The sequence below is a fragment of the uncultured Dysgonomonas sp. genome (assembly GCF_900079725.1).
Taxonomy (GTDB): Bacteria; Bacteroidota; Bacteroidia; order Bacteroidales; family Dysgonomonadaceae; genus Dysgonomonas.
Genome location: NZ_LT599032.1, coordinates 2,458,826 through 2,484,108, shown reverse-complemented (window position 1 = coordinate 2,484,108; position 25,283 = coordinate 2,458,826). Strand labels below are relative to the sequence as shown.

At 40.1% G+C, this 25,283-nt stretch carries 28 protein-coding genes; 3 read left to right on the top strand and 25 right to left on the bottom strand.

The features are described from left to right. Positions 1 to 162: 162 nt before the first annotated feature. The 16 genes from QZL88_RS10200 to QZL88_RS10125 all read right to left on the bottom strand — a co-directional run bounded on the left by QZL88_RS10200 (position 163) and on the right by QZL88_RS10125 (position 16,430). Complete coding sequence (locus QZL88_RS10200) at positions 163 to 858, bottom strand: hypothetical protein (RefSeq protein ID WP_296940798.1); 696 nt, start codon at positions 856 to 858, stop codon at positions 163 to 165. 55 nt (positions 859 to 913) lie between these two features. Beyond that, entirely contained in the window at positions 914 to 1,381 is a 468-nt protein-coding gene (locus QZL88_RS10195; protein ID WP_296940797.1) for a hypothetical protein, read from the bottom strand. A 5-nt stretch (positions 1,382 to 1,386) separates the two neighbouring features. Continuing rightward, the gene (locus QZL88_RS10190; protein ID WP_296940795.1) at positions 1,387 to 1,812 is read right to left on the bottom strand and encodes a hypothetical protein; all 426 of its coding nucleotides are present in this window, start codon (positions 1,810 to 1,812) and stop codon (positions 1,387 to 1,389) included. 166 nt (positions 1,813 to 1,978) lie between these two features. Then, positions 1,979 to 3,889, bottom strand: a complete 1,911-nt coding sequence (locus tag QZL88_RS10185) for a hypothetical protein (protein ID WP_296940793.1) — start codon at positions 3,887 to 3,889, stop codon at positions 1,979 to 1,981. Between the two features lie 3 nt (positions 3,890 to 3,892). Then, complete coding sequence (locus tag QZL88_RS10180; protein ID WP_296940791.1) at positions 3,893 to 7,414, bottom strand: hypothetical protein; 3,522 nt, start codon at positions 7,412 to 7,414, stop codon at positions 3,893 to 3,895. A 2-nt stretch (positions 7,415 to 7,416) separates the two neighbouring features. Then, positions 7,417 to 7,851 (bottom strand): hypothetical protein, encoded by a 435-nt coding sequence (locus QZL88_RS10175; RefSeq protein WP_052303102.1) that lies wholly within the window; start codon positions 7,849 to 7,851, stop codon positions 7,417 to 7,419. Between the two features lie 82 nt (positions 7,852 to 7,933). Beyond that, positions 7,934 to 8,341, bottom strand: coding sequence for a SufE family protein (locus tag QZL88_RS10170; protein ID WP_296940786.1), 408 nt, complete (start codon positions 8,339 to 8,341; stop codon positions 7,934 to 7,936). Further along, positions 8,338 to 8,895: a hypothetical protein gene (locus QZL88_RS10165; protein WP_296940783.1), complete on the bottom strand. Its 558-nt coding sequence runs from the start codon at positions 8,893 to 8,895 to the stop codon at positions 8,338 to 8,340. Before QZL88_RS10165 ends, QZL88_RS10170 begins: the two co-directional genes overlap by 4 nt. Then, positions 8,892 to 9,905, bottom strand: a complete 1,014-nt coding sequence (locus QZL88_RS10160; protein ID WP_296940780.1) for a hypothetical protein — start codon at positions 9,903 to 9,905, stop codon at positions 8,892 to 8,894. Before QZL88_RS10160 ends, QZL88_RS10165 begins: the two co-directional genes overlap by 4 nt. 3 nt (positions 9,906 to 9,908) lie before the next feature. After that, positions 9,909 to 10,820, bottom strand: a complete 912-nt coding sequence (locus QZL88_RS10155; RefSeq protein ID WP_296940778.1) for a DUF6712 family protein — start codon at positions 10,818 to 10,820, stop codon at positions 9,909 to 9,911. 17 nt (positions 10,821 to 10,837) lie between these two features. After that, positions 10,838 to 12,385: a hypothetical protein gene (locus tag QZL88_RS10150; RefSeq protein WP_296940775.1), complete on the bottom strand. Its 1,548-nt coding sequence runs from the start codon at positions 12,383 to 12,385 to the stop codon at positions 10,838 to 10,840. Continuing rightward, on the bottom strand, positions 12,382 to 12,696 hold the full coding sequence (locus QZL88_RS10145; RefSeq protein WP_296940773.1) for a hypothetical protein: 315 nt from the start codon (positions 12,694 to 12,696) through the stop codon (positions 12,382 to 12,384). The genes QZL88_RS10150 and QZL88_RS10145 overlap by 4 nt, the downstream gene beginning before the upstream one ends. A gap of 114 nt (positions 12,697 to 12,810) precedes the next feature. Beyond that, the gene (locus QZL88_RS10140; protein WP_296940770.1) at positions 12,811 to 13,158 is read right to left on the bottom strand and encodes a hypothetical protein; all 348 of its coding nucleotides are present in this window, start codon (positions 13,156 to 13,158) and stop codon (positions 12,811 to 12,813) included. A 228-nt stretch (positions 13,159 to 13,386) separates the two neighbouring features. Next, a complete protein-coding gene (locus QZL88_RS10135) occupies positions 13,387 to 13,590 on the bottom strand; it encodes an SH3 domain-containing protein (protein ID WP_296940767.1) in 204 nt (67 codons plus the stop codon). A 40-nt stretch (positions 13,591 to 13,630) separates the two neighbouring features. Further along, entirely contained in the window at positions 13,631 to 15,964 is a 2,334-nt protein-coding gene (locus QZL88_RS10130; protein WP_296940765.1) for a S8 family serine peptidase, read from the bottom strand. Positions 15,965 to 15,983: 19 nt separating this feature from the next. Beyond that, complete coding sequence (locus QZL88_RS10125; RefSeq protein WP_296940762.1) at positions 15,984 to 16,430, bottom strand: hypothetical protein; 447 nt, start codon at positions 16,428 to 16,430, stop codon at positions 15,984 to 15,986. Between the two features lie 280 nt (positions 16,431 to 16,710). On the opposite strand from QZL88_RS10125, the gene QZL88_RS10120 reads away from it, so the two are divergent. Both QZL88_RS10120 and QZL88_RS10115 read left to right on the top strand, forming a co-directional pair. Next, positions 16,711 to 16,893 (top strand): hypothetical protein, encoded by a 183-nt coding sequence (locus QZL88_RS10120; protein ID WP_296940760.1) that lies wholly within the window; start codon positions 16,711 to 16,713, stop codon positions 16,891 to 16,893. A 20-nt stretch (positions 16,894 to 16,913) separates the two neighbouring features. Continuing rightward, on the top strand, positions 16,914 to 17,306 hold the full coding sequence (locus QZL88_RS10115; RefSeq protein ID WP_296940756.1) for a DUF5053 domain-containing protein: 393 nt from the start codon (positions 16,914 to 16,916) through the stop codon (positions 17,304 to 17,306). Between the two features lie 49 nt (positions 17,307 to 17,355). On the opposite strand, the gene QZL88_RS10110 is transcribed toward QZL88_RS10115, so the two are convergent. The 6 genes from QZL88_RS10110 to QZL88_RS10085 all read right to left on the bottom strand — a co-directional run bounded on the left by QZL88_RS10110 (position 17,356) and on the right by QZL88_RS10085 (position 22,567). Further along, positions 17,356 to 17,553: a DUF2158 domain-containing protein gene (locus tag QZL88_RS10110; protein ID WP_296940753.1), complete on the bottom strand. Its 198-nt coding sequence runs from the start codon at positions 17,551 to 17,553 to the stop codon at positions 17,356 to 17,358. A 35-nt stretch (positions 17,554 to 17,588) separates the two neighbouring features. Next, positions 17,589 to 19,355, bottom strand: coding sequence for a hypothetical protein (locus QZL88_RS10105; RefSeq protein WP_296940751.1), 1,767 nt, complete (start codon positions 19,353 to 19,355; stop codon positions 17,589 to 17,591). After that, the gene (locus tag QZL88_RS10100; protein WP_296940750.1) at positions 19,336 to 19,965 is read right to left on the bottom strand and encodes a hypothetical protein; all 630 of its coding nucleotides are present in this window, start codon (positions 19,963 to 19,965) and stop codon (positions 19,336 to 19,338) included. The genes QZL88_RS10105 and QZL88_RS10100 overlap by 20 nt, the downstream gene beginning before the upstream one ends. Before the next feature lie 74 nt (positions 19,966 to 20,039). After that, a complete protein-coding gene (locus QZL88_RS10095) occupies positions 20,040 to 20,804 on the bottom strand; it encodes a DUF4393 domain-containing protein (RefSeq protein WP_296940747.1) in 765 nt (254 codons plus the stop codon). Positions 20,805 to 20,856: 52 nt separating this feature from the next. Beyond that, entirely contained in the window at positions 20,857 to 21,159 is a 303-nt protein-coding gene (locus QZL88_RS10090) for a hypothetical protein (protein WP_296940745.1), read from the bottom strand. Continuing rightward, positions 21,146 to 22,567, bottom strand: coding sequence for a DNA modification methylase (locus tag QZL88_RS10085; RefSeq protein ID WP_296940742.1), 1,422 nt, complete (start codon positions 22,565 to 22,567; stop codon positions 21,146 to 21,148). The genes QZL88_RS10090 and QZL88_RS10085 overlap by 14 nt, the downstream gene beginning before the upstream one ends. Before the next feature lie 395 nt (positions 22,568 to 22,962). Between QZL88_RS10085 and QZL88_RS10080 the strand changes: the two genes are divergently transcribed. Further along, positions 22,963 to 23,262: a hypothetical protein gene (locus QZL88_RS10080; RefSeq protein WP_296940741.1), complete on the top strand. Its 300-nt coding sequence runs from the start codon at positions 22,963 to 22,965 to the stop codon at positions 23,260 to 23,262. 1 nt (position 23,263) lies between these two features. Here the strand turns inward: QZL88_RS10080 and QZL88_RS10075 are convergent, their stop codons facing one another. The 3 genes from QZL88_RS10075 to QZL88_RS10065 form a co-directional block, all read right to left on the bottom strand. After that, positions 23,264 to 23,611, bottom strand: coding sequence for a hypothetical protein (locus tag QZL88_RS10075; RefSeq protein WP_296940739.1), 348 nt, complete (start codon positions 23,609 to 23,611; stop codon positions 23,264 to 23,266). 98 nt (positions 23,612 to 23,709) lie between these two features. Continuing rightward, complete coding sequence (locus tag QZL88_RS10070; RefSeq protein WP_296940734.1) at positions 23,710 to 24,381, bottom strand: hypothetical protein; 672 nt, start codon at positions 24,379 to 24,381, stop codon at positions 23,710 to 23,712. A 59-nt stretch (positions 24,382 to 24,440) separates the two neighbouring features. After that, positions 24,441 to 25,250 (bottom strand): hypothetical protein, encoded by an 810-nt coding sequence (locus QZL88_RS10065; RefSeq protein ID WP_296940729.1) that lies wholly within the window; start codon positions 25,248 to 25,250, stop codon positions 24,441 to 24,443. Positions 25,251 to 25,283: the final 33 nt, after the last annotated feature.

Sequence of the window (25,283 nt, the reverse complement as noted above, 5' to 3'; positions counted from 1 at the left end):
CATAAGGCAGGGCTGTTATAATCCGTTCCGTACATTCTTATATTATCAGCTTATCTGAAGTCATTTGGTTGCTTGTATAAATATCATCTGGCTACTATCGAAAACGGATTATCAAGTAAATCTTTCTTGCTGTTTAAATCATTATATTAAATGATTTTCATTCTACCATGAGACCCACCCCCAACAATCACATGTACCGGAAACAGTAACTTTTCCTGCGAATCCATATTGAGCATGAATATTAAATTCTTTAGGATTCGCTGGCCAAAAACCAACCCGTACACCTGTTTCAACAGTTGCATAAGTACTAGTGAAACCGACCTTGTAGATTCCTCCCATACATTTAGTATACCCGCCTAATTTACAGGCATACGCACCACCTGGCATTTGAGCAAAGCCATAGCTTATTTGTCCATTGGGAGCTTGTACTTCATATGTAGACTTTGTAGTTCTATCTAATATAAACTCTGAATTTTTATCCAGGACTATTCTCGAATCAATTTTGGATTTATTCAATACACGTTCCTCGGGAAAAGTGAGGATTTCTATCTTACCTTCCTTAAGGCCTTCAAGATGTCCTTTAAGAAATGAGTTCATTTCTTCTAAATTAATAATAATTGAATTGTATTGATCTGGAGAAACTCCTTTTTTTAAAGCGTCTGTTTTTGACAGTTTCAATACAAATATATCCGTATCAAAATATACATAATCCTTATATATACTCATTAGTTCATCTTCTGAAAGGCTGGTTTTAGTCATGTTATCAGGTTCATCTTCGATCGTACCTTGGCAAGTAGCTAGAAATGGCAATCCAATCACAACTAGTAATAGTGTGAAAAATACTTTAATCTTTCTCATAATATTCTTACTTAATGGTTAAATAAATTGGCGGTAATACCGTCTTACTTTTACATCAATCAGTAATTCTAATTCTAGGATCAATGTTTAACGTATCCAATATACGTTCTTTAGGGATTTGAAGAATTTGGGTTTCTCCATCTTTCAGTTCATTAAGCGTTTTTTCTAAAAACGAGTTCATCTCTTTTAGTCTAGAAATAATAGCTTTATATTTGGAAGAAGAAATGCCTATTTTTGAAGCTTCATCTCCTGATAGCTTCAACACAAATACATTCCTATCAAAGTAAAGATATTCTTTATATATATTAGCTAATTCGTCTTCGCTGATAACACTATTTATCGAATCCGAATTGATTGATTCCGTCGCATCTGTAGTCTGTTCTTTCAATTTGTCTGCACTACCTTTTTGATTCTTGTTGCAGGACACTACAATCAATAAAAATATTAATGAAAACAAAGATGCAATTCCTAGAATTGACATACTTTTCTTATATCTAAAAGTCTTAAAATATATTTTCATCATACTCGTTAATTAGCTACTACGCTTTTTATTTCTATCTGAGTTCTGGAATTATAAAAACTGTTTATTGCGAGTAGTTCCTTAAATTGATGGCTTACGATTATAAAAGTAACATGTTCATCTAAATTGTCTGACATAAACATACATTTACCTTCCGCGCTAGTCTTGATATATTTATTGGGCAAAATTTCTTTGTTATCTTTTATTAATTTACCTTTCTCATCAATATTAAAGCCTACAATGTCCAAACTTTGTATGCCATAATAAACAAATACATCCGAACTGCCATCGGGATATAGTTCATCTGAATTATTAAACTTATAAAAAGCTTCAACTTTTACATAATAATCTTCGTGAACAATTGGAAAATTCTCATTTCCATTACAGGAAAGAAAAAATATAAAAATGGCGATAGATTTAATAACGTTTTTCATAACATCAATTCTTTAGAAATACTAATAAAAATGCTAGAAACTAAAGTAGGACATTAAAGCAGTGTTAACTTATATGCTTTTACAAAGATGTGAAAAAATATTCGAATTAACGAAAAAAATCAAAAAACTTACTTTTCTTAGTTATATAAAATAAGTATCTTCCGTTTTATTCATCTAAATACAGCCGAATAGTCCTAAATAATGCACTAATAACCTTTATCTTATTATCTTTTTCAATCTCAAACTCCAGTTTTTCGGGTATCAATGGTTGACCTTTATACAAGTATATATTATCGAACCTGAAAGTAAGTATATCCCGGATATCGAATTTCAAAGGGATCTCTACCTGAAGGAATGAATGCCGGATAACATCGGCATATAGTTTCCAAAACTTGTTGTATAAGCCATTTTCTCCACCGAAAATAAGGTTAAATCCACCCTCGAGCGGTTCTCCCTGATCATCATACATCATTATATTACCATAGATTACTGGTCTCGGCCGTCCTGCAGGAGAAGTCTTGCCTCTGTAGAACGCTGTTATTATGGGGCATGAGACAGTATCTTCTTTTTCGTCCGCGACTGTCTGGTTCCCGTTTTCGTCTGTATGTAATTTTTTTACAAAAGTGTTCAGATGACGGCGGTTTCCGATAAATAGCATCCGGTGGTATTCGCCCGGTATATTAACGCCTACAAGTGTGCCGGTATAATGAACAAATGCAGAGACGGAGGCTATATAATCCCGTTTGCCGGCTTTATCTTCATAGTCTGTATCCGTTTTTTCTTCGTAGCTATCGAACAGGTATTTGGAATGGTAACGCCAACCCCGGACTGTATTGCCGGAGTCATTTACATAAGGGTAACGTTCGTAAATATCACCTAAAGACTGTATCAGATAATAACCGGCCGGATAGTCAGGACGCCCCTGGTAAATGGTATCTTTAGCATATTTGAGTTGCCCGTAGTTTTTTTCAAACTTTTCCTGCGTATCGAAATTCACATCAGTATATTCGATAGACCGGTTCCCGGTCAGCTTTAGTAATTTGGGTTCGGCAAGGTTAGGAATTTCTTTACCTGTAGCCTTGCTATCGAGCGGGATGAATTTCTTATTTTTTATAAGGTCATTCCAGAACTTTACTTCAACGTATTTGTGATCCGGCGAAATAAAGAACTCGCAACCGTAGTCTGTACGGACGGAATCGAGATAATCTTTGATTGTACCTGAAGGGACCAGCTGGGCATAGTTTAATTCACCTCTAACTATAGCGTCGGCGGTATTGTTGACAAGGACCATTTTCTGAAATTCAGGATCGGTATCGAAAATAGATTCTTCCAGACGGTAGCCGAAATACTCGAAAATACGATGCAAAACATATGACTGCTTCAGGAACGGAGTGATGCCATAGCCTTTTGGGACATCCACAAGGCTACCACCTTCATTATATTGCCGGGCGTTACGTCCGGCCAACATGTAGTATTCTTCTCCGTTCAAATCAATATCGGTTAAATTGTCATTCCTGTTTTGACCCGACATCTGTTCGTTAAGTAGCTGGTAAAATGTATATTCTTTGTCTCCGAATCCCGTATGAACAGTTTCCGTATAGTAATCTGTCGCTACAGGGAACAGGTGAAAATCTTCTTTAATATTATCGACCATCACCAGCTCCATGTATTTTATCACCATATCGAGAGTCTCGGCGAATGTGCCGGCTACATGGAAGTCACTGGCCGGACGAATGATATTGAATGCTTGCGACAGGTCTACATCTTTCATCTTAGCGTACATTTCCGACTCATTCAGGTAAAATGCACCTATAGTGCCTTTATTATGTGATGTTGTCCTGAGCAGTGCCGGTTTCTGATAAGAACCTGCTCCGATCACTGTATTGAATACCTGTTTGATTTTGTAGGCATGGTCTAGTCTGTCAGGAAAGCCCAGCTTCCGGCGGTTCGACTCCGGCAGTACTACCGGCAGTGACATCGATCCCTGTTCTGTCAGCATGGGATTATTCAATGTCAGGCTTAATTTAAAGTCCGGTTTGAAATCGAGTGTTTCTCCGTTTTTGAGTTTTATATCCATCGTTTATACTTTTTTTCCAAAGTTTCCGAAATCGTCAACAATATCCTGAGACTTAGCCAGGTCGTAAATATTTATAATTGCCGGTATGCCACCATTGGCTTTCCAAAAAGCAATTAGCGCATTGAGTTCTTTGATGGAGAGGTTTAATTCCGAGAAGTTCGGGGATTGATACGATTCTCCGGATGTATCTCCATGATACCCGCCATCGGCAAATCCTTCAGGCAATGGATTCTTATTGCCTCCCGATGATGGGATTGATTCTATTTCACGCACCATCCGCACAACCCGGGGTATTCTAAGTTTTTCCTGAGGGATGATATATTCTCCAGCATGGTATGGTTCTCCATCGGGGAAGTAACCTTTCACATCGTATTTATCTCCCGGGCCTGTATAGCCTTCGTGATATCCGCCATCGGCATAACCGGAGACAACCCTTCTGCTGGTAGTAGTTTCTGATGATGAAGAGCCGGAGGAATTACCTTTCTTCTTGCTTATCATACCTTTCAGAGCGGTCTTGGCAGCAACCAATGCACCGGTGATTATTGCTCCAATGGCAGCAATACGAATGGCCGATGTGGCACCAAATGACATCACACTGTCCGGGGATGCAGCTGCAATAGCAGCAGCCTTAGCCTGTTCTGCAACAGCTACGGCAGTAGCCTCCATTATTTTTGTTTCTACTATTTTACCAAGTGTATCGAATAGTATGTCAACCACTGCACCGCCGAATGCTTCAAGTGCAGATGTCTGACCGGCAAAGAAATTACCGAATGCAGTACCAAGTGTATTAGCATATTGATTGTATACTGATACCCGCTTATCGTTTTCTTTTTTTATTGTAGCTGTCATCTGGGCTTCGACTCTGCCTATCTGAGCTATTTGCTTACTTGTTTCAAGACCGGCATTCTTCCGGGCCTGTATTTCTTCATTGATCATTTGAAGCCGTTGCATATGCACAGCCATTTCAGCATCAAAAGACTCCCCACCTCGCAGTGTTTGGGCTTGTGACATCAGGTCATTCAGCTCCAGCTGCATTTCATCTTTCCGGGCTTTGAAACTATTTTCAAAATCTTCCTCTGATCGGGCCTTTTCTTTGCTCTTAGCCTGCTGCCGGATATTGAACAGATTATCCTGATGTTGCTTTTCCAGTATCTCGAGTGCGTCGATCTTTTTCTGCAGGAGGTTCTTTTCTTCTTCAGTTTCCGCAGACATTTGCAGCATCTGCAGTTCCTGGCGTGATTTGCCGAATATGCCAAGGTCATGAAGCCGGTTAGCATACTCTTGCTTCTCTTTTTCTTCCGGGTTGGCATTCAGAATAATTTGTTCCAGTTTGGCCTGATAATTAATTTGCTGTTCCAGTCGTTTGTTCTGTATTGCGGCAATCTTATTCAGGATATCTTCGCGGACTTCGGTCTTGGTAACTTTATCCAGATGCCGTTTGAGGGATTCTTCCTGAAGAATATAATATGCCTGTTCCTGGGAGAATTTCTTCCGGTTGAAGTCAGATTCTGATTTAATTTCGCCATCCAGATATTTTTTGCGGATATCGGCCATCTTTGTCTGATGGCTTGTCTCCAGTGTCTCCAGCATAGCATTCAATGCTTTCTTTTGACGTTGTAGTTCCGGATCCCCTTTTGGCGTCTTAGGATCTTTGTCCGGATTCGTACCGAACCGTTGATCGTATATCTGTTTAGCTATTTGCAGATATTCGTTTGCAGCGTTCTTCTCATCCTTGATCCAGGTATCCAGTTCCTTTTTATTCATCGCAGTAAACTTACTCCGGGCTGCAATGAGATTTTTTTGCTGATTAATCTGGTCCTCTATCGATTTTCCGGTTAGTTCATTTACTGTTTCTTCAGCTCCTTTTACCATTTGTCCATATTCGAGAATCTCTTTTTCGAACTGTGCCATCTGTTCGGGAGTATATATGTGTTTTATAGTATAGCTATCCCCACCGGTTGATCTATTGGTAATTGTTTCTTCCCAGAAGCCTTTGCTATATTTTGCCTTCACCTTCTCTAACTTTTCGGTATAGTCCTCAATATCTTTTCCAGCCTGCTTGATCGTATCCCGGTGCATGTATTTAAGTTTGGCCTTTTCTGCGTCTATAAAATCATATACTTTCTGAGTGTTGATGGATAGAATATTTCCATATTTATCCCATTCAGTGACCACTCCGGGGATTGTCTGGGATAATGTATTCATGATCCGGTTCAGTTCGGCTGACTCATCTTTAGTTAAACTGGATTTCGATTTCAGTTCATCATAACGTTTGGCCAGAGTAACCGAATTTATCTCCAGATCTGCCACTTTTTCTACCTGATCCTTGTACTGTTCGGAGAGAGAACGTGTATCTCCTATAAGCCCGGATATCTTATCGGCAATATTTCCGGATACTTTATCCCAGAGTTCACTAAGCCATTTTGCCTTTTGTCCGATCTTGAGCTGGGCATCTTCCCATTTCGCTGCAGCTATGGCAGCTTTGTCGGCTCCGGTCAGAGCAATAGTACCTTGTTTTTCCAGTTCTTCGTTTACGATCTTCAGAACGCCTTGAGTAAAATCTCCGGACTTCTTTACTTCAGCCTGTACTTTGGTTGCAGATATACCAAGGTTATCGAGTACCAGCGTCGATTTCCGACCGATACCGTCTACGATGGAATTTGACATATAATCCATATCCTTACCTAGCTTCTGAGCCTGTATCCTGGCATACTTCATCAGATTAGCCATATCTTCGATCGGGATACCCATCTCTTTGGCCCGTATAGTTTTTTTCATTATATCGAGGCTGCTGATGGTTCCGTCCGTAGCTTCTTTTACTTCTTTCAGTATCCTTTTGCTATCGCTTAATTCTTTAAAGAAAGCAATTGTACCCTCCGAGCTTTTGGCCATATCCATTCCTACCTTCACCCATTCTAACCCTGTAGATATCAATTCACCTACTTTATCTATAGCCTTGGTCATCAGATTACCGGCCAGGACCATGAGGCCTCCTTTGAATACAGAGAACATGGATTTTGATCCGGAGTCGAGTTCGCTCATCCGGCTTTTAACAGCTTTCAGTTCTTTATCCAGGGCGTTGTATTGTTCGGGATGTGTGGCTTCGGCTGTTTTATCTAATTGGGTTTGTAGTTCTTTGGCTCGTTTTTTCAACTGATCCATAGTCATATCTTCGATACGAAGAGTTTTGACCATTTCTTCTACAGTCTTTCTGTTTTGTTCAATGGCTTTGGTGTTCTCGACCATCTTTCGTTTATAGTCAGTCATATCGGATGATACAGACTCGAGAGTGGCCTCTAACTCTTTAAATTCTTCCGAATCTTCTTTGCCGGCTTTCGTCAGGCGCTCCAGTTCTTTCCGGGTTTCCTTCATCTGTTTTGCGGCAGCAGCGTATTCGGCCTGGAGGCGTTTATTATCGGCTTCCAACTCTTTACTGAGGGAAGATAAAGTTGATATTTCGGCCTGAACACCTTTGGCATCCAGTTCCAGAATCCACTTTATATGATCATCTTTTAATTTAGCCATATCTATTTTTTATTAAATCGTTGGAATGCAGCACGAAGAGCAGCGCCAATAGTGTCGCTGATGAATTGTCCAAACTTATTTTTGATATCAGGGAGTGCGTTATTATATAGAATACCCCACACCTGCCGGTTGAATATTCTCCAGTTTCCTTTGTGTTTCATGTCCAGGAACCGGATATAAAGAGGGTAATTTGCTGCCAGGACAAACCGTTCATCTTCCGATTTCATGTAGAACTCCGGGTTCGAGAGGGCGTTCTCCAATGTTCCTGACTGTTTTTGTATTCCTACCTTTCGCCGGGTTGCTTTCAGGTCTTTTCCGGCCAGATAGATGCGCTGGGATACAATGAGCTGCTGTGCCCGGTATATATTTCTGGCATCTCTTTCCAGCACGGCCCGGATAAATTCGGCCTGAGACATCGTATTACTTTGAATGTACATAGCGATTATAATCTGATGATACAAAAGAAGCCCGCCAAAGCGAGCTTCTAAAGGACAAACGGAAAGAGAATATAGGAAGGAATTATAGCCGTATCACACGGTTTATCATTTCTAAGAGCCCGGCTTTACGCTGCTCTGTTAAATTATTGATCAGGTCGGTTCTGAGATGGAAGTCGATTGTGTTTAATACTTTTGCTTCCCATATTTCATCCACCTGGCATCCATTGAATATCATTTGTAGCATAGCAATAAGTCCGGACATTATTGCGGAATTGCTCCAGCCCCGAATATGCACAATGCCATCAAATACGGAAGGATAGAAGAATGTCCGGGAATTACATGATGTTATTTGTGTTAATGTACATTTCATAACCTCCGGGAGTCCGTCCAGACCGGACCCCATATCGATCAGGAACTGGAAGCGATCAGGCCAGGACTCGAGGGAGTTAAACATTTCAATAAATTCCGATTGTTTTTCCTGCAGTGTCATAATACTATATTTGTGGTGGAATAGTCGAAGATGGCCATCCACCCGGTCCGGTCGTGAAACAATGGAGGATCTATGGCTACAACGTCCGCAGGGAACTCGATTAATTTAGAGTTTCCACAAAAATCATATGCTTTCTGGTCCTTCTCCATCTGGTCGAGAATAGAAGTTAAGATCTTGTACATTTTGTCCATGATCAGCATCTCATTCAGGTTATCATTGTTTGATGCTGAATAAGGTTGCGCAACATGGAGGCCCAGCTTTTCCTTTACACCATACGTCTGGTTCGGGCTATAGGAGAATGCACCGTATTCCACATACAGAACCGTTTTCTTGGAATTCTTTATTTTCTTGGATAGGAATCCTTCATTGGCAGAGAAGATAAAAGCATCGATATCCGGGATAACATAAGTATCCGGAGATGCCAGTATTTCCTGGGCTATCTCATTGTATCCGGGAATCTGCCCGCTCGATTTTTTGAACATGCTTCTCAGTACCGGTTTAGGTACGAACTTTGCATAATACTTGAATAATGTGATTAATATTTCCGGATTCATGTCAGCCTGTTTATTAAATCAATACTTAGTCCTGTCATCTTAACCAGGTCCTCTATCTTTGCACCCTTGGCAATCGCTTCGGACAGGTCGTCTTTTATTATTTTTATCTGGGCGTCGAAGAAGTCGTTCACGGTGTCTGTCGTGATAGATGGATAACCTTTCTTTTTGATCATCAGGATTGTTTCATTCATCCCGACCGAGATCTTGTTTTCACTATCTTCCTGCCTGGAGTCTTTCGGGAATAATATAGAATAGACCGGATGCGTAGTATAGAATTCCACAATGCCGGCAAACCAATAAAGAATGCCAAACTTAATCTCTGGGGATATCGATGCTATCAGTTCCATCTGATCTCCTACAAGGTTCTCATTGTATTCGCCGGTAGCCGGATAGAGAATAGAAATCAATTTGTCCATGCATTTCTCTCTATACTCAGGATCCTGTGAACTATGATATCCTGAGTACAGCTCACAACAGTCGCAATACTCCTTCGTCGTTATATTTGTGAATGGAGCTACGTCCCGGATGAATTTTCTACCGGTGAATTTCTTCCCCTTTATCTTAATGTACGGGATAGGATTCTGGTAGAAGTGCCGGTTCCAGGTCACCTTATGGTCTTCTATACTGAATGCAAAGTCCAATTGTTCGGAAAGCATATACAGATTGTAATTAATTATATCCCGGTCCCTTCGTTTCGGCCGGTGATAATCTTTCCACACCGACCAATAACCCGGCAATCTGACTAAACCTAACCTAAACACATAGAACACAAAAACGAAGGGAACCCGGATACAATATATTATCCATTTCAAAAACCATACATAAAAACCGGACGACGGTGTGTAGCCGGTTAAGTGTTGCAGCAACAGAATCCTGAAGATCGGAGGAGAAATTTTCTTTTCAGCGACCGCCTTCAGCCTGGTAAAAGCGAATATCTTTTGCCTGAAAGTAAGTTCATCCCACGATTCGGGAAGCTCCAGCGTGCCTTTATTTAATATAATTGTTTTCATAGGCTAATAAACAAACGGATCATTTTCCGATATTCTCGGAGGTGTATATATAGGCCTACTCTGGGGATTTTCCTTTAGTTCATCATTCTTCAGCTGCACCTCGAGGGCTGTCCAGTATGCGGCGGCCTGATTAGTGAATGAACTGGCCACACGTTTCCGGACATTGGATTCTTCTTTGTCCTTATTGGCTTTCGACATCTCATTGCTGATGTCCAGGCGTACCGGTTCCGGGAGCTGGAGGAATGCGAGGCGCGAACAGGCCCGTCCCATCACCTCATAGCACATTGCCCGGGCAATGGCGTCTGTCTTTTCCGGGTCCTTTATCCGGGAGGTGACACAGTCGGTCCAGGCTTCCCGGATGAGCCATCGGGCCACAATAACAAAGTAGTCATCTTTAACTCCCACCCATCTGTAGAAATCATCCCGGGTGATAGGAGTATCTGCAAGATCCTTCCGGGGTTCGCTGTCTTTCCACAGAGGGAATTTATCGATGTTCTTGTCCATCAGTTGCAGCAGCTTATTCATCCAAAACCATCCGATGGTTATAAACTTGTTTTCCAGCCCGTCCTGGAGGTATTTATATACTGTTGTCTCGGTGTCGCTTTTGACCACAGTGACCCCGTCATCTTTTATCCTGGCCATTAAGAATATCAGATGTTCGTACAGGCAGAAGTGTAGCATTGAACGTTGCAGATAATCCAGCGCCTTGGCTTGCAATTTTTCGTCTGTAGTGCCTTTATCCTGGCAGATAGCTTCATACAATGGTTCTGACAGTACTTCGATACAGTCTTCAGCAACCTTACAGACGGAACTCTCGATATTCTCGTATTCGAGCGTAAGATCTGCTCCGGATATTTTGGGCTTCATCTCATCAGCGAAGCTCTCTTTGTTGAATGGGGTTATAATTGCAGACATATTATTATTTTTTTGTATTAATCCTGGTCGGCTGTGGCTGTTTTCGTCGGGCGTTCACTCGGAGTCGTTTCCTGTAACTTAGCCGGGATGTCTATCCAAAAGCCGGCTTTAATGCCTTCTTTCTTTGCATACGGGAAATTTATGTGAATAGCCCGGTTCAGGTCCTTCAGGACAAAATATTCGTCGAGCGTCAGCGTCATTACATAGAGAAGGTAATTATAATACGCTTCGCTTCCGGACTTACTGATGATTCCGGATCCGTCCACATTCGAGATGGAAGATGGTACTCCTTTCCCTGTCAGAATAGCTTTGTTGGCATATTCCTCGTATTTCAGTACAGTGTCGAAAAAGTCTTTAAACTTCCCGGGGAATTCTTCGAACTTCCATCCTTCTTCGCCCCATTTAGTCGTTGCGTATAGTTTACCCTGGTTCTTTCCTTCTCCGGACATAAGCGATGTGATCCGGCGGAGTTCACATGATATAAGTTCGTCCATCATGCTTTCGTAGAACGGTAATGCTTTACCGTCATCTCCTACGAGTTTTACTCCCCGGTACTCCGTCTGGAGAGGAACGTCCGTTCTCATTAAATTATCAGAGCAGATCTGCTGCAGTATAATTTTATGCTGCTCATACCAGCTTCCCGGTATTTGTACGTGAATATGCGCATTCAGAGCGTTCCTCAGGTAGGAGTTCAGGTATTTAGGAGCGAGTTCCGAAGCCTTCATGTATTCCTTCAGGCCTTTAAAGCAGCTATTGAGTGCATATACCCATTTGGTGAAGGTCTTGTCGTGAGTAAAGGAAATAGCCGGCGAATACTTCAGGGGCGTCCGTGGATCGAAGCGATGCCATACATCATATTCCGATGCCGTGATGTTCAGCCAGTCGCCCACAATGACATACTTGCAGTCTTCGTTTTTGATGGAACGGTTTGGCTTTGCTCCTTTCATTGCCAACCGCGCTTCGTCCGATCCTACATAGGTGAGAGCTGCTATTGGCAACGGCCCGTTTATTCGCCTTGAGACATTGAAATTGTATTTCGACACACAGGTCTTTACATGATAAAAGTCGGTGATAATGTTCTTCAGGTACTCCCACAAATGTTGGTATCCCATTTCTTCCCAGCTGTCAAGCCAGTCCTGAATGCGCTGGTCTTCTACCGGTATGCGGACTCTCTTTTGCTTTTCTCCTTCCCCGGTGATGATTTCCCTGTACAGGCGGGGACCTTTGCCGAACATGAATTTGACTTGTTTCTCGATAACCTCCGGCAGTAGTTTGTTTTCGCTTACCATGGAGAATATTTCCTGGGGATAGAGGTTGTAATGTCCCCAGATGGGAACGGAATAGCCTCCAAGATTGAGGGCCAGCCGGTCATTTACATAGCGTTGATAAGTAGAACGCGATTCCGAAAAACGGATATCTTCCCGGTCTTCAACACCCTGGATCTCGAATGTAAGAACAGCAACTCCGGGCTTCGAGGCTATCCCCCGGTTACCATTATATATCTCAACCGTTGTCGATGAACCCGGTTTAACATAGCCTACAGGCTGTCTTGTCTTTTTACTCATGTGAACCATTTAACTGTTAGCCATTGATTTGATGGAGGAAAACAAACGGCACGGATGAGTTTCTTGAAGCATTGCCTTGGTTCGTCCGTAGATGTATCGGTGAAAAATAAATAATGATCCGGATCCACAGCAAGGCCCTCGTTTCGTCTGGCCGATCGCACCAGGCATTCCTCGTATACACGGATATGGCCGTACTCCATACGATTCAGGTCGCAGGTTATAAATCTGATTCCGAATGTAGCACCCGGAATAAGTTTCGTTTTGCGCATCAGGTCAATGGCTTCACACCCGGTGATTGTTTTCAATTCCATAGCACAAAAGAAGCCTAACCAAATAAGGCGTTAAAGGACAAAAAAGCCCCACATTACTGCAGGGCTTCGCACCATAAAATTAACTTCAATTTATAATCTCGGCTTTCGCCGGGGTTATTCTGTATCCGGAAAAAACTTATCCTTTATTGCTTTTCCGACAGCCCTTTCTGCCCGAAGATTCTGGAGGGCTTTCTGAGCATCGCCATCGCCTCCGGCTGCCGCATCGTGAAGCCCGGACTCTACATCGAACATGCCGGCATCTTTCCCGGTATGGTATGCTTCATATTCAGCTGATTCAGGATCGGAGAGAAGATCCTTCAATGTATTTTTACTTAATGCGGGATGATGTGAACGGACGATGGAGACCGTCTGCTCAATAGAGTAGTTCAGTTTGCCGGCTTTCGTAATAAGGGATATCCGATCCGGTGGTATTATTTGTGATTGGTTATCTGTATTGCTCATAACTGTACAGTTTATGGCAAAAGAGTAGCGGCTGCCATTTCCGCTTGCAACCAGACTCTATCAGACAACCGCCTAAAAAAGAATGTACGGAAAGACAACCGCTGTTATGAGGATTTGAAATAATCCTGATCTCAGCGGCTGTCTAATAGATTATCTGGTTGCGATACAAAGCTACAAAAAAAAGAGCAACCGTTGTACGACTGCTCAATTATTTATTCTTTGCTGGGTTCATATCAGGAAGCCGGACATACACCATCCTTCTTTCCCATCGCTGGTCCTTACCTTCGAATAGTCTCCATCTACCTGAAGCACGGTTACCAGATCATCGTCCTGGCATACGGCTACGATCTTGTCCCGCTTAGTCTTATGAGACCAGAGGTTCACCTCTTTTACATCGGTATTATTGATGTAAGTTGTTATAAGTTTTTGCATATATTTTAATTTGACAAATAAATATATTATAGTCGATTATCTACTTTTTAAATTTCCCTGAATGAACTCTTTCTCCATTTTTGTAGATAGTTAAAGCATAGAAACCTTTGGGTAAAGTTGATATATCTATATCTTTACTGCCACCAATATATAATTTGAAATTTCCTTTTTGCATTTTATATGTTCCCAATATATCCAATATCTCATATACATAAGAATTATTATCTGCTAGATTAGTATAAGATATACCTCTTTCCTGTCCTGTACTTTCTGAAACTGTAATAGTGTTGTCTGTCAATTTAACTTCAAGTGGTGAAAGTCTATAAGAGCTGAATGGATAGAGGATTGGAGAAAAACGTCCTGTATTAAGATAAAACATTTGTGATATAGTTCCTTTTCCTGTTTCGATCTCTAATCCTATCTCGGCAGATTCATCGACCATAAGACGTGAAAATTTAATTCTGGAACCATTATTTTCGATTGTGAAACGCGGAGTCATTGAATAGTTTACCCAGCTATAAACAGGTGTTTTACCCTCGATAATAGCCAATCCGGGATAAGTGATTTCAATTGCCAAATTCGAAACAGCTGTAGAACCTGCATTCAAATCAAATCCATTTTCATACAAAGGATAACCCGAATGTATTTCGGAGAAGGTCTTTGTCGTATTATTAAATATGAATTTACCATCTATATACTCTGGACTTATATATATAACTTTAGTATATGCTATGGTTGACGTCGCAGCTGTTATAGTAATGTTCCCTGTGTAATCAAAGTTCGTGTTATTCAATAAACCTGTTGATGAATTGATTGTTATACCAGGAATGTTAGTACAACTCCATGTGGCATTGGAGCCATCCTTGAGTTTGAACCAGAATTTACTTCTGCGGTATAGGTCATTGGGACTGACAATTTCTTTGTAGCCAAGAGCTCTTCTTACAGCGGCATAAGCATCTACAAGACCAAAGCCCATTTCATTATTCCAAGTGCCATTCATTTTATTGACAGAATAAGAATAGTCTCCGACTTTTCTACATGTTGACTCTATAGTATTACGCACCTCTCGCGATGTCAGTTCCGGATTTATAGATAATATTAATGCCGCAATACCAGCTACATGGGGGCATGCAGCCGATGTCCCGCCAAAAGATTCTGTATAGCCATTAATAGTCGTTGTTGGAATATGAGCACCTGGAGCTACCACATCTAATGCATCTCCATAGTTAGAAAAATCTGCACGCAGTCCAGTAGGAGTAAGTGCTCCTACTGCAATTACGTCGGCTAAAGAAGCTGGATAAGAAACTGTTGGAGCAGAGTCATTTCCCGATGCAAAAATAACGACTGCCCCTAGCCCATTTCTTCCTAGAGACATAGCGTTCAGTATAGTATTGTTGATAGCTGTTGAATTTGATCCCCCTCCCCATGAATTACTCAGGACATCTGCTTTAGCTGTGTTCCATGCATAATTTATTCCTTGCGTTATCCAAGAATCCTGCGTTATCCAAGATCTTCCATCTGAACCTTTATAAGCTATTCGAACCGGAATCATTTTACAATTAGGAGCAATTCCTACAACCCCTATATTATTATCTACAGCAGCAATAATACCTGCACATGCGGTTCCATGATAGTCTGATTGATTTGGTGCTCCATTACTATTATTGCCTGTCGCATCATAGCCAGATAATAGATTTCCCTGAAGATCAGGATGGTCAAGTCTGACTCCTTCATCTAAAACTGCAACTTTTATATTAGAATTACCCCTTGTTAAATTCCAAGCTGGTTCTACATTTACGTCTATTCCTATTGTGCCTCCTGTTTGTCCAGTATTTCTAAATCCCCACTGCAAAGAATAAAGGGGGTTCTGTAATTTGATTATTTTGTAAAATGAAGGCTCGGCAAAAGAGACAAGACCACTATCCCATATTTTATTGGCTATATCCATTGTTTTAGTTGTGTTGAATTCAATGATGTACATATCATATATGGAATCCAACTTAACTACAGAATTTGTTAAATTAAGTTTATTCAATACAATTCTTATGGGAGTTTCACTAGGTTTCATCAAAACGGTATTAGACAATGCTTGTAATGTTCCATCTTCAGCCTCAAACATTAGGTTTTCATCTGATATTGTTTTTTGTAATTTAGAATCAATATTTTCTACAATGATATACTTTTCAAAATTATGCACTACTTTTTGGTTAAGCCGAGTTTGTGAATTTGCATTGTTCTTCTCCAAAAACAATAAATCATTCCGTAGTTTCAAAACTATTTTTTTCCCATCCCCATTATAAAAATAATTTGTTTGTGCTGACAAAAACAAGCTAAAAGTGAAGAATAGGATTACTATCAACTGTATTTTTTTCATATTGTTATAATATTACTTGTTATTGTTTCGAAATTGATAATTCAATTGATGATGTTGCTTCTATCTTTTCAATAAGCACTGCAACATGGATCAAAATCACCTCTGCTGGTTGTGGGGTACCCGAACTTTTGTATCTTATTTCAAACAAATAGTTATTTTGGTTTCTTGTTAATTTCTTAGTAATACTATAACCGGGATTTGGCAGATCAAAACTTACCATTAACAAAGTGTATTTCTCAAAATCTATTTGAGGTATCTTATTATCTTCACATTCTATGTAGTTTAATAAATCAGTTTGAGAATCAATCCTATATATTTTTTGCTTTTCAAATTCAGTCCACTGGCAGGTTTTATCAAGAATGAAATCTTGAAAAGCGACTTTTTTCCAACCATCATCGTCTGAGCATCCAATACTTAATGATATCAAACTACAAATACAAACAATAAATAATACTTTTTTTTTCATAACATAGAAGTTTATTTGGGTTAATAAAGGGTGTATTTATTAGATGAAGTAAAGAGTAAGATTAATCGATTATATAAAGATGAGACCTTTTGTTAAGGCTATAAGAGTTTAAGGGCCATTTCATTACAAATGTACTATAATTTATATTCATTCTTACAACTTGTTCCTCTTTTTTTTAACTCTTTTTTTTAAAATACCTTGGTAACCATTTGGTTATCATAAAGGAATTACGTATATTTGTATTGTCAAGCTAAGCGTAGTATTAACCAAAAAAGTTGAAATGATGGAACAAAGCGAAAGAGAAAAAATTCAGGAGGAAGTGGAAATGCTCGAAATGATTTTAGATGCATATAACGAAGAACCTGAATTAAGAAATCGCCCGGGAGCTGCGGAATATATAGACAGCGTACTGGACCGCTACAACGAACTAAAAGAGATGTTAAACAACACCCCCTCCGAGTGAGGGGGTAAAACCCAAAAAATATGGCAGTATTAGATTTGGAAGCCCTTAGGGAAGAATATAGGAAAGCGACCGATCCGCAAAAAAAGGAGGAGTTTAAAGCCCAAATTAAGCAAATGATAAAGGCTCAGACCGAGGAAGAGATGATGTCATCAATAGAAGCGATTGATGATCGTATATCAGAATTGAAAACAATTGTAGAGATGGGCGATATTGCAGACATGGCATCCATGTCGTATATCGCAAAAAAATACTTTAATAAATCACGTTCTTGGCTATATCAGCGATTAAACGGGAATATGGTACATGGTAAGCCCGCAAAATTGACTGAGGAAGAAAGAAAGACTCTGGCATATGCACTGGAAGATATGTCCAGGCAGTTTAAAGAAAAATCACTTTCCATTCTCAATGGTTAGCGATTAGCTTGACAGCTGAAGCTCCCGGTCTTAGGATCGGGAGCTTTTTTTATTTATTATCAACCAAAGTCAATGCTTCAACTACAAATTCTCTGACTTTAAATTCCTTACTATCTTCATCAAACCATTCGCACCACACAGGATACTCACGTCCTTGTTGAGTTTTATCGATACCTTTTATCGTCATTAGATGTGAACCAGATTTAAGTTTTACGACATCTCCTACTTTTAATTCTTTGTTAGCCATTTGTGTAATATTGATTAATTTTTACAAATATAGGATTATCCACTATATGTTCCGGCACCTTGAGGTGTTATTTTTACTCGGTCCGATGCCGGCAATATTTCGCTGAATCTTCCCCACAGCAAATACATGAGTGCTGATGATAGCTGTGTCGAATACATAGCCTGGTCTTCAAAATCTAATTTTTCACTACTCTTATCCAGTTCTATGTCCCTGGTTCCTTTCTTCAACGGTGAATGGTTGATGGAGCTTACCAGGGCCTCACATTCATTCCGGTCTATCAGTATCTTCCAGTGCTTTCCTTCCTGATCTCCGAATAGTTTGTTCAATAACCGGTAATGTTGGCTGTAGAATATTGTCGCCTGGTTACGGCTCATCGGATGGACTGTCCAGCCCCGGGCGACCAGTGCGATCTGCAATAGGTTGGCATCAGTATCTCTCAGAGTACCCAGCAATGGATAATCTTTCCGGTAGGCAGGATCACGTTGATTCCCGGCACGGTCATAATACAGGTATATTACTTTATTTTTGTGGTGCTTGAAAAAAGTGTCTATTTTTTCTGCGAGCTCCGCATGCTGATCTGGATGGTATACCCATATATCCTTAATGATCCGGAATGTCTTTTTTTGCTTTTCTTCCTGGCCGAAAACAATACTTTGGAACGGCCCGGGATCATATCCGGCAATCAATGGCATGTTAGGATTGCAGTATTTCAGGTCGCGACTGGATGATTCCCTATCTTCACCAAGCGCAACGCGGTCTATATACTTGTATTCGTATCCGTCATCGAACAGGTGTTGTTTCCCGAACTTCCCGAAAAACATATCTTTCACCTTATATTTTCGAACGGCAAGGATTGAAGTGTTTAATTTATCAGGATCCTTTATTGTTTTAATCTGGTTTTTGATATAATCTATTCCCAGAATCTTTATATTGGAGAAAGACGAAGCCCGGAGATAAGCTGTCTGGTCGACACGTAGTCCACACTGATCTGGATCATCCGAGCGTTTATTCAGACGTTCAGTCCATCTGTCAACATAGCGTTGTAGCTTCTTTATTTCTTCTGTATCGGCTTCTGCCTGAGCTGTCAGAAGTTTACCCATGCGTAGGTCTGCTTCGTATGCTATCTCGAGGATCTTATCCATTAATGGCTGATTATGGTCCTTTTCGTTCTTTGTCCACCAGTCTTCGTCTGTTTCGAAGTTCGGTGTCGAGCTGAAACCAGTAATACCCATGTAATAATGCGAATGTCCGAATTTCGAACGGTCGGCGCGTAATGCCGGTATAATTCGTTCCAGGAATTTCTCTTCCGGGATCCGGATCATTTCGTCAATGAATAGGTGGGCAGCATTAAGACCGAGCATCGATTCGGGCCTGTCGCATGAAACGAACTTAATAACCGTACCATTTACAAAGGTGATAGTATGTTTGAAATCGTTTATTTTCTCGATTTCCGATCGGGACCAGTTTGGATTCTTTGATGTTGGAACTCCAAAGTGTGCCGGAGGTCTTTTCCCGAATTCGAAGTAAACACCCCGCTCATAATTTTCCAGAAAATATTCAAGTATGCCCGGGACGATATTGTCCAGAATACTTTTGTAAGTTGCAGCAGCAAGCACAAGCATTGCACCAGGCATATCATTCTGAACTCTGTCAATCCGGGGAGCGAGAATGTGCGTAGTCTTTCCGGATCCACGGCCAAGTTCTCCAAACAAGAACGTCGGATCCAGTAACATTGCTATTATTTGAACAACTGACAGATAAGCCCGGATAAAGACATTCTCATTAACCTTCGACTTCTTCATAATCTGTATATTTTAAAGTATCCAGTTCTCGTCCGGTTTCGGTTAATAAGCGTTTTTGCTCGCCTTGGGAGATATCCCGGCTCTTAATAATGGCTTTGGCTTCCTCCCATGCACGGAGAACCCCGACAGGAGTCACACCCATACGAGCAAGCTGAACGTCCGGAGAGACTAACTGATGTTTGAACTGGATACGTCGTGGATCTATCCTGTTAGCTGATGCTGCGAGGTCATATTCCCGGGCACGTTCGAGGCATCTCCTGGCTTCTTTCAGGTCTTGGGCTACAAGATTCACATCGGCCAGGTTTTTCATCATATCAGCATAGTAGCTGTTCCAGGCCGGAGCTGTTACTGTACAATCAGCATTAAAGAACTCTATTGCGTCATACACACGGCTTTTGGCAACCGATAAAGATTCCAGTTCCGGATGAAGAAGCTGGAGTTGTTTTGCGCATTCACTTACATTCCGGTATTTCTTACTGAGGTTATACGCATCGTTTATTTGCAGAATATAGGCCGCTAGAGCCGGCTTTATTCCGGCTGCTTTGGCATTTCTGCTGTCCAGGTATCCCTGGACTATTTCAATAGGTAATTGTTGTAAGTGTTGTAGCATATGTATCTGAATTTATAGATACAAAAAAAGCCCGCATTTGCGGGCTGGTAAAGGACAGATTAATTCAAACTCTGTTAATTTACAACATTTTTGATAAAGTTTTTTCCAAATTCAGTCAATGATATATATCCCTTTTCCAATTCATATTCTATTTTATGATCTTCTAACCCTTTAATAAGTTCTTTTATATCGGATGTTGCTAGAAGTTTATTATATAAATCCTCGTTATTTATTCTTTCATTATAATTAATCGTTATTATTCCTAAATAGGATAGGTTATCAAAATAAATCAATAAATTTTTCCGATCAACATCTAGTTTTTCGAAGATATTCGTATAATTATTCATAATTATACTATATGATTTTGTAATAGTATTTGATATTTTTTTTAATCGGATTGATGGATAGACATCTGATTTAATGAAACTTCTAAGAATTAAGGCTTCATCTTTAGTGATATTTTTAATAACCTCAATATATCTAGGATGAGCTTTATCTGTTGTTTTTATATTCATAGAAGTAGCTAGTAAATTAGCATACATTTCTCTTAAAATATCATTTTCTCCAGTAAAACGCATTGCTTCAATAGTAGGTCCAGCAATATTGATTGGAGGAGTTACGATATTTTCTTCTGGTATATTGTTTAATTTATCTGCTAATTTTTTTTGCAAAAAATCTGATATTTTATCATACCCCCAAACAACTAATGAAATTGGAGCCAAAGCAACATTGATTGCTTTAGTTAATGTTACAGCAGTTTTACCTAATTCTTTAGTTGCTTCTGGATTTTTCTCTGCTATATCTTTTATGATATTTGCTGCTTTTTCTATGTCTGTCATACGATGATATTATTAGGCAAATATAGAAAAAATAATAATTTAATGTTTAATATTAAACATTAAACCTTTCGTATATAGCAGTTTCCACTCTTTTCTTTTGTTGACGCAGATTTAGTTTCTCATTGGCATCCGTGCCATTCGCTTTGGCTGCATCGAAGAGAGCTTTGTCCATCGTGTACTGTCCGGTTGTCTTACCTTTTTGATAAGCCTTGGATATTTCATGCGCAGGATCCTGAATATCCTTCAGGAATTGTTCCTCATTTTCCGGTTCTACCAGGTGAATGATTTCATGTGGTGGATAACCTAGAACACCGAAGGCCCGGACTTTTTCCAGAGTGGCGCTATTGTAATTCATATTCCTTTAGTTGTTCTTTGGTTAATACTACACCGTTCTTTTTCACTACACATGGTTTACCTGCATTCCGGCAATAGCGGATATATCTTCGAACGTTCAGGTCACAATATCCCGGATCGAGATCTGCGACATATGCAATACGTTCAGTCTGGTCAGCTGCGATGATAGTTGTTCCGGATCCGGAGAATATGTCGAGTATGATGTGTCCGATCAGGCTGCAATCCATTATTGCATCCGCTACGAGTTTTACGGGCTTTGGAGTAGGGTGATCCTTGGTACTAACGTCTGCAGTCTTATTGAATGAACTCGCACCGGGATAATCCCAGACATTTGTCCGGTATCGACCTGTTTGACCTAACATGAAGTTGTTTACATTGCGTTCACGCCCACTCTTAAACACGAAAATCAGTTCGTGATGCGATTCGTAGCCTGTTTGCTCGATATCGGTTATCCTGGCATCGAGTATTTCTTCAGGTAGGACCTCTTTGTTTTGGAACATGAAGACCAGCTCATGTTTGGATCGGTAGAAGCTACCCATCCCGCCATTTGTCTTATTCCAGACTATCATATTCTTATATTCCGAATAGACCTTTCCTGCAGCTCTGATCTCGAGTACATGCTTCCAGTCCATGCATACATAGTGAATAGAACCCTTAACGGAGTGCCGGATCAAGACCAAGAAGCTTTTTTTCAGAAATTCAATAAACTGTTCCTCCGACATTTCACCGACACCCATTGCGAATGTCTGGGCCTCATTCTTTCCGAAACCGGAAAACTGTTCCGGAGCCAAGTTATATGGTGGATCGGTGAATACCATATGTGCGAGTAGTCCGGCCATTAAACGGCCTATTACATTCATATCGGTACTGTCTCCACAGATAAGCCTGTGTACTCCCAGCTCATAGAGGTCATCTACCTGAGTGATGGGATTCTTCGGTGGCAGATCGTTGAACTCGTCCTCTATGATTTCACGTTCTGCATCCTTACTCCGGGTTACCTGTTCAGCTGATGGGAGAGCTGTGTCCTCTATCGATGGCAGCTCATTGACCATAATATCTTTGTAGATATCCCCGAACTCTTCCTCCAGCTTCACAAGATCCCACTTGCCTGCATGCGTATTGGCTAGTAGCATGTATCGCTTGACTTCATCCTCAGTCAGCATCCGGGACGGAACACGAACGTCTATTTCTTCATCTATCCGGTTACGCTCTATGTAATACTCCAGCCTGCGATGGCCCGATATAAGAGCATTGTCCTGATTGATGACCGGTGTGTCTACCAGGCCGAACGCATCCATGCTTTCCTCCAGAACTGTCTGCCCCTTCTCATCCTTCAGCCTGGGATTGTAGTCCGAAGGGATGAGATCTCTCACCCTTCGTCTTTCAGTTGTCCATTTCAATTGATTCATTTAGCTTTATTTTATGATGTATTACAAAGCTATTCGAGGGGAGGGGGGGAATAAAGGACAACCAATCGAGGTGTTTTAGGATTCAATCCGATGCTTTTTGAGATATCCGATTTTAAGTATCGAAAAATGCAAATTTTCCGCTATTTTTAACATTTAAACGCGTGATATTTAACATATTGCGTCATATAACCCTTTTTTTGCCCTTTTTTGCATTACAAGCCGCCAACACAGCGGCACGGGCAGCGCGTGCATACTAATTTTTATTTTCAAAAAGTTAAACTGTAACTTTGTTTGAAAATCAGTATTTTAGATATGAAAAGAATATCATTTTCTTAAAATTAGAGGGTTTTAGAATGAAAAAGGGTAAATTTGAGAGAATTTGAAAAAATATATATATGTCTGAATTATTAAAACAAATACAGAATTCTTCTTTTGAAAAAAGCAATGTAGATAATCACTTTAAAATGCAATTATCTACAATTAATGGAACACTAAATCTGAGCGTAGCTTTAGACGCAAATATTAATGACGCTATCTTTATAACTATAACCCATAAAGATATAAAAGAAGCTATCTACGTTGCCTCTCTTTCATTTATAGAAGGTAGCAATTTGGATACAATTATTGAAGATTCTATAAATATTTTCTTCAAAGAAATAGCAAAACAATATATTGGTAGATATTCGGTACAATAGATCATATTAGTTCTATTATTATTTGACGCTTTATTTTTGCTTTTTCAAGGTTATCGAGCCATGATTGATGTTCTGCTTCATCCTTATACTTTTTATTGTTTATTTGGCTTGTAATCCGTCTAATATTTTGATTCAGGTTTGTAATTTCATTCAGGAATGCAGCCGGGTCCTCTTTTTTCAACTTGATTAATTCTTCTCTCTGGGTCCGCTTATATCTGGCCTTAACTGTAAGTGGATGTATATACTTAAAATCACCGGTATCATTGAATGATTGTAATTCTTTATGTGCTTGCTGGTTCCTAATATCAAGAAGAACGAACTCGAGTGCCTTGTCTGTTTCGTCATCCAATATAGCATCAATCTCCTGCAGGCGATGGTAAGTGTTTACTCGGTCGTCATACAGGAGAATGCATAATTGAATATCCGAATTAGTGTAACTGGTCCAGTTTATTTTTTGGAATTCTTCGCTTTTGCTTCTTTTTTTTTATCAGCTGGAGCAGGTGTTTTGACCTTCATTGATTTCACCGGTATTTCCACTTTGGCTGTCTTTACTGATTTCGCTACTTCAGGTACTGTCTTTGGAATTTCTTCTTTCACTGGTGTGTCCAGCGCTTTACCTCCGGTACCATCTCCGGAACTGTTTTCTCCGGCAGTACTGTCACCATCGTTGTCGTTTTCATTTTCGCCTTCTTTGGCTGGACGAAGTGCAGCAACGAACTTTTGTACAGCGACTTTTATATCTTCATCATCCTTAGTTGTAAGGAACTGGAGATAATCTTCACCAATCTGTTCAATGTCTTCTTCAGTGAGGCCCAGCTGTTCGATTAGCAACGTTTTAACATCATCCAATGTTTTGACCCCTGTAGATTCCGGTAACTTCACCTGTTCTTTTTCTGTCCGGTTTTCCAGTATTTCCTTCATTTCCACGATGCTCAGTAATTCGTAAAGCATCTGCCCATCCAAACGATCATATGAAAATTCATTAGCCCTTGCTAGTTCATTGATCAGTGCGTGAGACGGAAAATGCTTATTGAATAATTCCAGGTCTTTAAAAAAGAACTTTTTATTTTTATGTCTTATAACAAGACTGTTTTTTTCTGCGAAAGATATTTTTCTCATATTTCAAATATTAAAAATAAAAGCCACATAATCGTGGCTTTTATATGTGAATACATTGGTTAAGCCCGGTGTACCTCATAGAATGCATATCCGGACGAACCGATTTTGCTTATATAGAAGCTGATCCGGTTACTTGAAGTTGCAACAAAATCAATCCCCTTCTGCAAAATAAATTTAGCTGAAGGACTTATTTTAGTTGCATTTGTGGATCCGGCTCCGAGTATTTCTATAACTCGCCCTACATCTGAATCAGACACACCACTGATATCAGTCAATACTTTTGCTGCAGTATTATCCGTCAATTGATATTGTGATTTCTCGGTTAACGCAAATGTTGTTGCATCTGCAGGCACATATGTCGGAGGTTCAAGGGGAAGCGGCCCTTTGTAAAACCAGAATGGATTTGGACATTCACCACCTGTTAATGCTGTAGCTATACCGGCCAGACCTCCTTCAAGTTCACCTATTGAGGTATAAGAGAGTTTTAAGCCGCCGGAGCATGGATCTCCTGCAATGAATCGTTGGCCATCAGAACAACGTTCCCAAACTACGAGAAAATCTAAACCAACATTGTCATATATCCATTGCAAGGTTTCCTCTGAAATACCCTCGATAATAGGATTAAGAACAATCTTACCATTAAATGGAGATTCTCCGGGTTCCGCATTCGGTTTTATAGATTGCGCTTTTGCATCCAAAAACTTAAAGAATGCACCGGGCTTCAGGACATTCGAAAGAATTGCGCCTCGGATTGCCTGGGGGAAATTCAATATGTCTACATCTGTCATAAGAGCCAGGTAAATCCTGTATCTCATGGTATGCAATTGAGAATTTTTATCCCCTGTTTTTTCTAGATTATTTAATATCATATTTATTTATTCTATTAAGAGATAGTAATATCC

What these genes read in the sequence shown, in the direction of transcription:
- QZL88_RS10175 (WP_052303102.1), bottom strand. Translation starts at nt 7,851, where the DNA reads ATGTACATTCAAAGTAATACGATGTCTCAGGCCGAATTTATCCGGGCC.
- QZL88_RS10145 (WP_296940773.1), bottom strand. Translation starts at nt 12,696, where the DNA reads ATGGAATTGAAAACAATCACCGGGTGTGAAGCCATTGACCTGATGCGC.
- QZL88_RS10185 (WP_296940793.1), bottom strand. Translation starts at nt 3,889, where the DNA reads ATGGATATAAAACTCAAAAACGGAGAAACACTCGATTTCAAACCGGAC.
- QZL88_RS10110 (WP_296940753.1), bottom strand. Translation starts at nt 17,553, where the DNA reads ATGGCTAACAAAGAATTAAAAGTAGGAGATGTCGTAAAACTTAAATCT.
- QZL88_RS10170 (WP_296940786.1), bottom strand. Translation starts at nt 8,341, where the DNA reads ATGACACTGCAGGAAAAACAATCGGAATTTATTGAAATGTTTAACTCC.
- QZL88_RS10080 (WP_296940741.1), top strand. Translation starts at nt 22,963, where the DNA reads ATGTCTGAATTATTAAAACAAATACAGAATTCTTCTTTTGAAAAAAGC.
- QZL88_RS10195 (WP_296940797.1), bottom strand. Translation starts at nt 1,381, where the DNA reads ATGATGAAAATATATTTTAAGACTTTTAGATATAAGAAAAGTATGTCA.
- QZL88_RS10150 (WP_296940775.1), bottom strand. Translation starts at nt 12,385, where the DNA reads ATGAGTAAAAAGACAAGACAGCCTGTAGGCTATGTTAAACCGGGTTCA.
- QZL88_RS10070 (WP_296940734.1), bottom strand. Translation starts at nt 24,381, where the DNA reads ATGAGAAAAATATCTTTCGCAGAAAAAAACAGTCTTGTTATAAGACAT.
- QZL88_RS10200 (WP_296940798.1), bottom strand. Translation starts at nt 858, where the DNA reads ATGAGAAAGATTAAAGTATTTTTCACACTATTACTAGTTGTGATTGGA.
- QZL88_RS10100 (WP_296940750.1), bottom strand. Translation starts at nt 19,965, where the DNA reads ATGCTACAACACTTACAACAATTACCTATTGAAATAGTCCAGGGATAC.
- QZL88_RS10125 (WP_296940762.1), bottom strand. Translation starts at nt 16,430, where the DNA reads ATGAAAAAAAAAGTATTATTTATTGTTTGTATTTGTAGTTTGATATCA.
- QZL88_RS10130 (WP_296940765.1), bottom strand. Translation starts at nt 15,964, where the DNA reads ATGAAAAAAATACAGTTGATAGTAATCCTATTCTTCACTTTTAGCTTG.
- QZL88_RS10165 (WP_296940783.1), bottom strand. Translation starts at nt 8,895, where the DNA reads ATGAATCCGGAAATATTAATCACATTATTCAAGTATTATGCAAAGTTC.
- QZL88_RS10190 (WP_296940795.1), bottom strand. Translation starts at nt 1,812, where the DNA reads ATGAAAAACGTTATTAAATCTATCGCCATTTTTATATTTTTTCTTTCC.
- QZL88_RS10065 (WP_296940729.1), bottom strand. Translation starts at nt 25,250, where the DNA reads ATGATATTAAATAATCTAGAAAAAACAGGGGATAAAAATTCTCAATTG.
- QZL88_RS10160 (WP_296940780.1), bottom strand. Translation starts at nt 9,905, where the DNA reads ATGAAAACAATTATATTAAATAAAGGCACGCTGGAGCTTCCCGAATCG.
- QZL88_RS10095 (WP_296940747.1), bottom strand. Translation starts at nt 20,804, where the DNA reads ATGACAGACATAGAAAAAGCAGCAAATATCATAAAAGATATAGCAGAG.
- QZL88_RS10180 (WP_296940791.1), bottom strand. Translation starts at nt 7,414, where the DNA reads ATGGCTAAATTAAAAGATGATCATATAAAGTGGATTCTGGAACTGGAT.
- QZL88_RS10120 (WP_296940760.1), top strand. Translation starts at nt 16,711, where the DNA reads ATGATGGAACAAAGCGAAAGAGAAAAAATTCAGGAGGAAGTGGAAATG.
- QZL88_RS10090 (WP_296940745.1), bottom strand. Translation starts at nt 21,159, where the DNA reads ATGAATTACAATAGCGCCACTCTGGAAAAAGTCCGGGCCTTCGGTGTT.
- QZL88_RS10140 (WP_296940770.1), bottom strand. Translation starts at nt 13,158, where the DNA reads ATGAGCAATACAGATAACCAATCACAAATAATACCACCGGATCGGATA.
- QZL88_RS10115 (WP_296940756.1), top strand. Translation starts at nt 16,914, where the DNA reads ATGGCAGTATTAGATTTGGAAGCCCTTAGGGAAGAATATAGGAAAGCG.
- QZL88_RS10135 (WP_296940767.1), bottom strand. Translation starts at nt 13,590, where the DNA reads ATGCAAAAACTTATAACAACTTACATCAATAATACCGATGTAAAAGAG.
- QZL88_RS10085 (WP_296940742.1), bottom strand. Translation starts at nt 22,567, where the DNA reads ATGAATCAATTGAAATGGACAACTGAAAGACGAAGGGTGAGAGATCTC.
- QZL88_RS10155 (WP_296940778.1), bottom strand. Translation starts at nt 10,820, where the DNA reads ATGTCTGCAATTATAACCCCATTCAACAAAGAGAGCTTCGCTGATGAG.
- QZL88_RS10105 (WP_296940751.1), bottom strand. Translation starts at nt 19,355, where the DNA reads ATGAAGAAGTCGAAGGTTAATGAGAATGTCTTTATCCGGGCTTATCTG.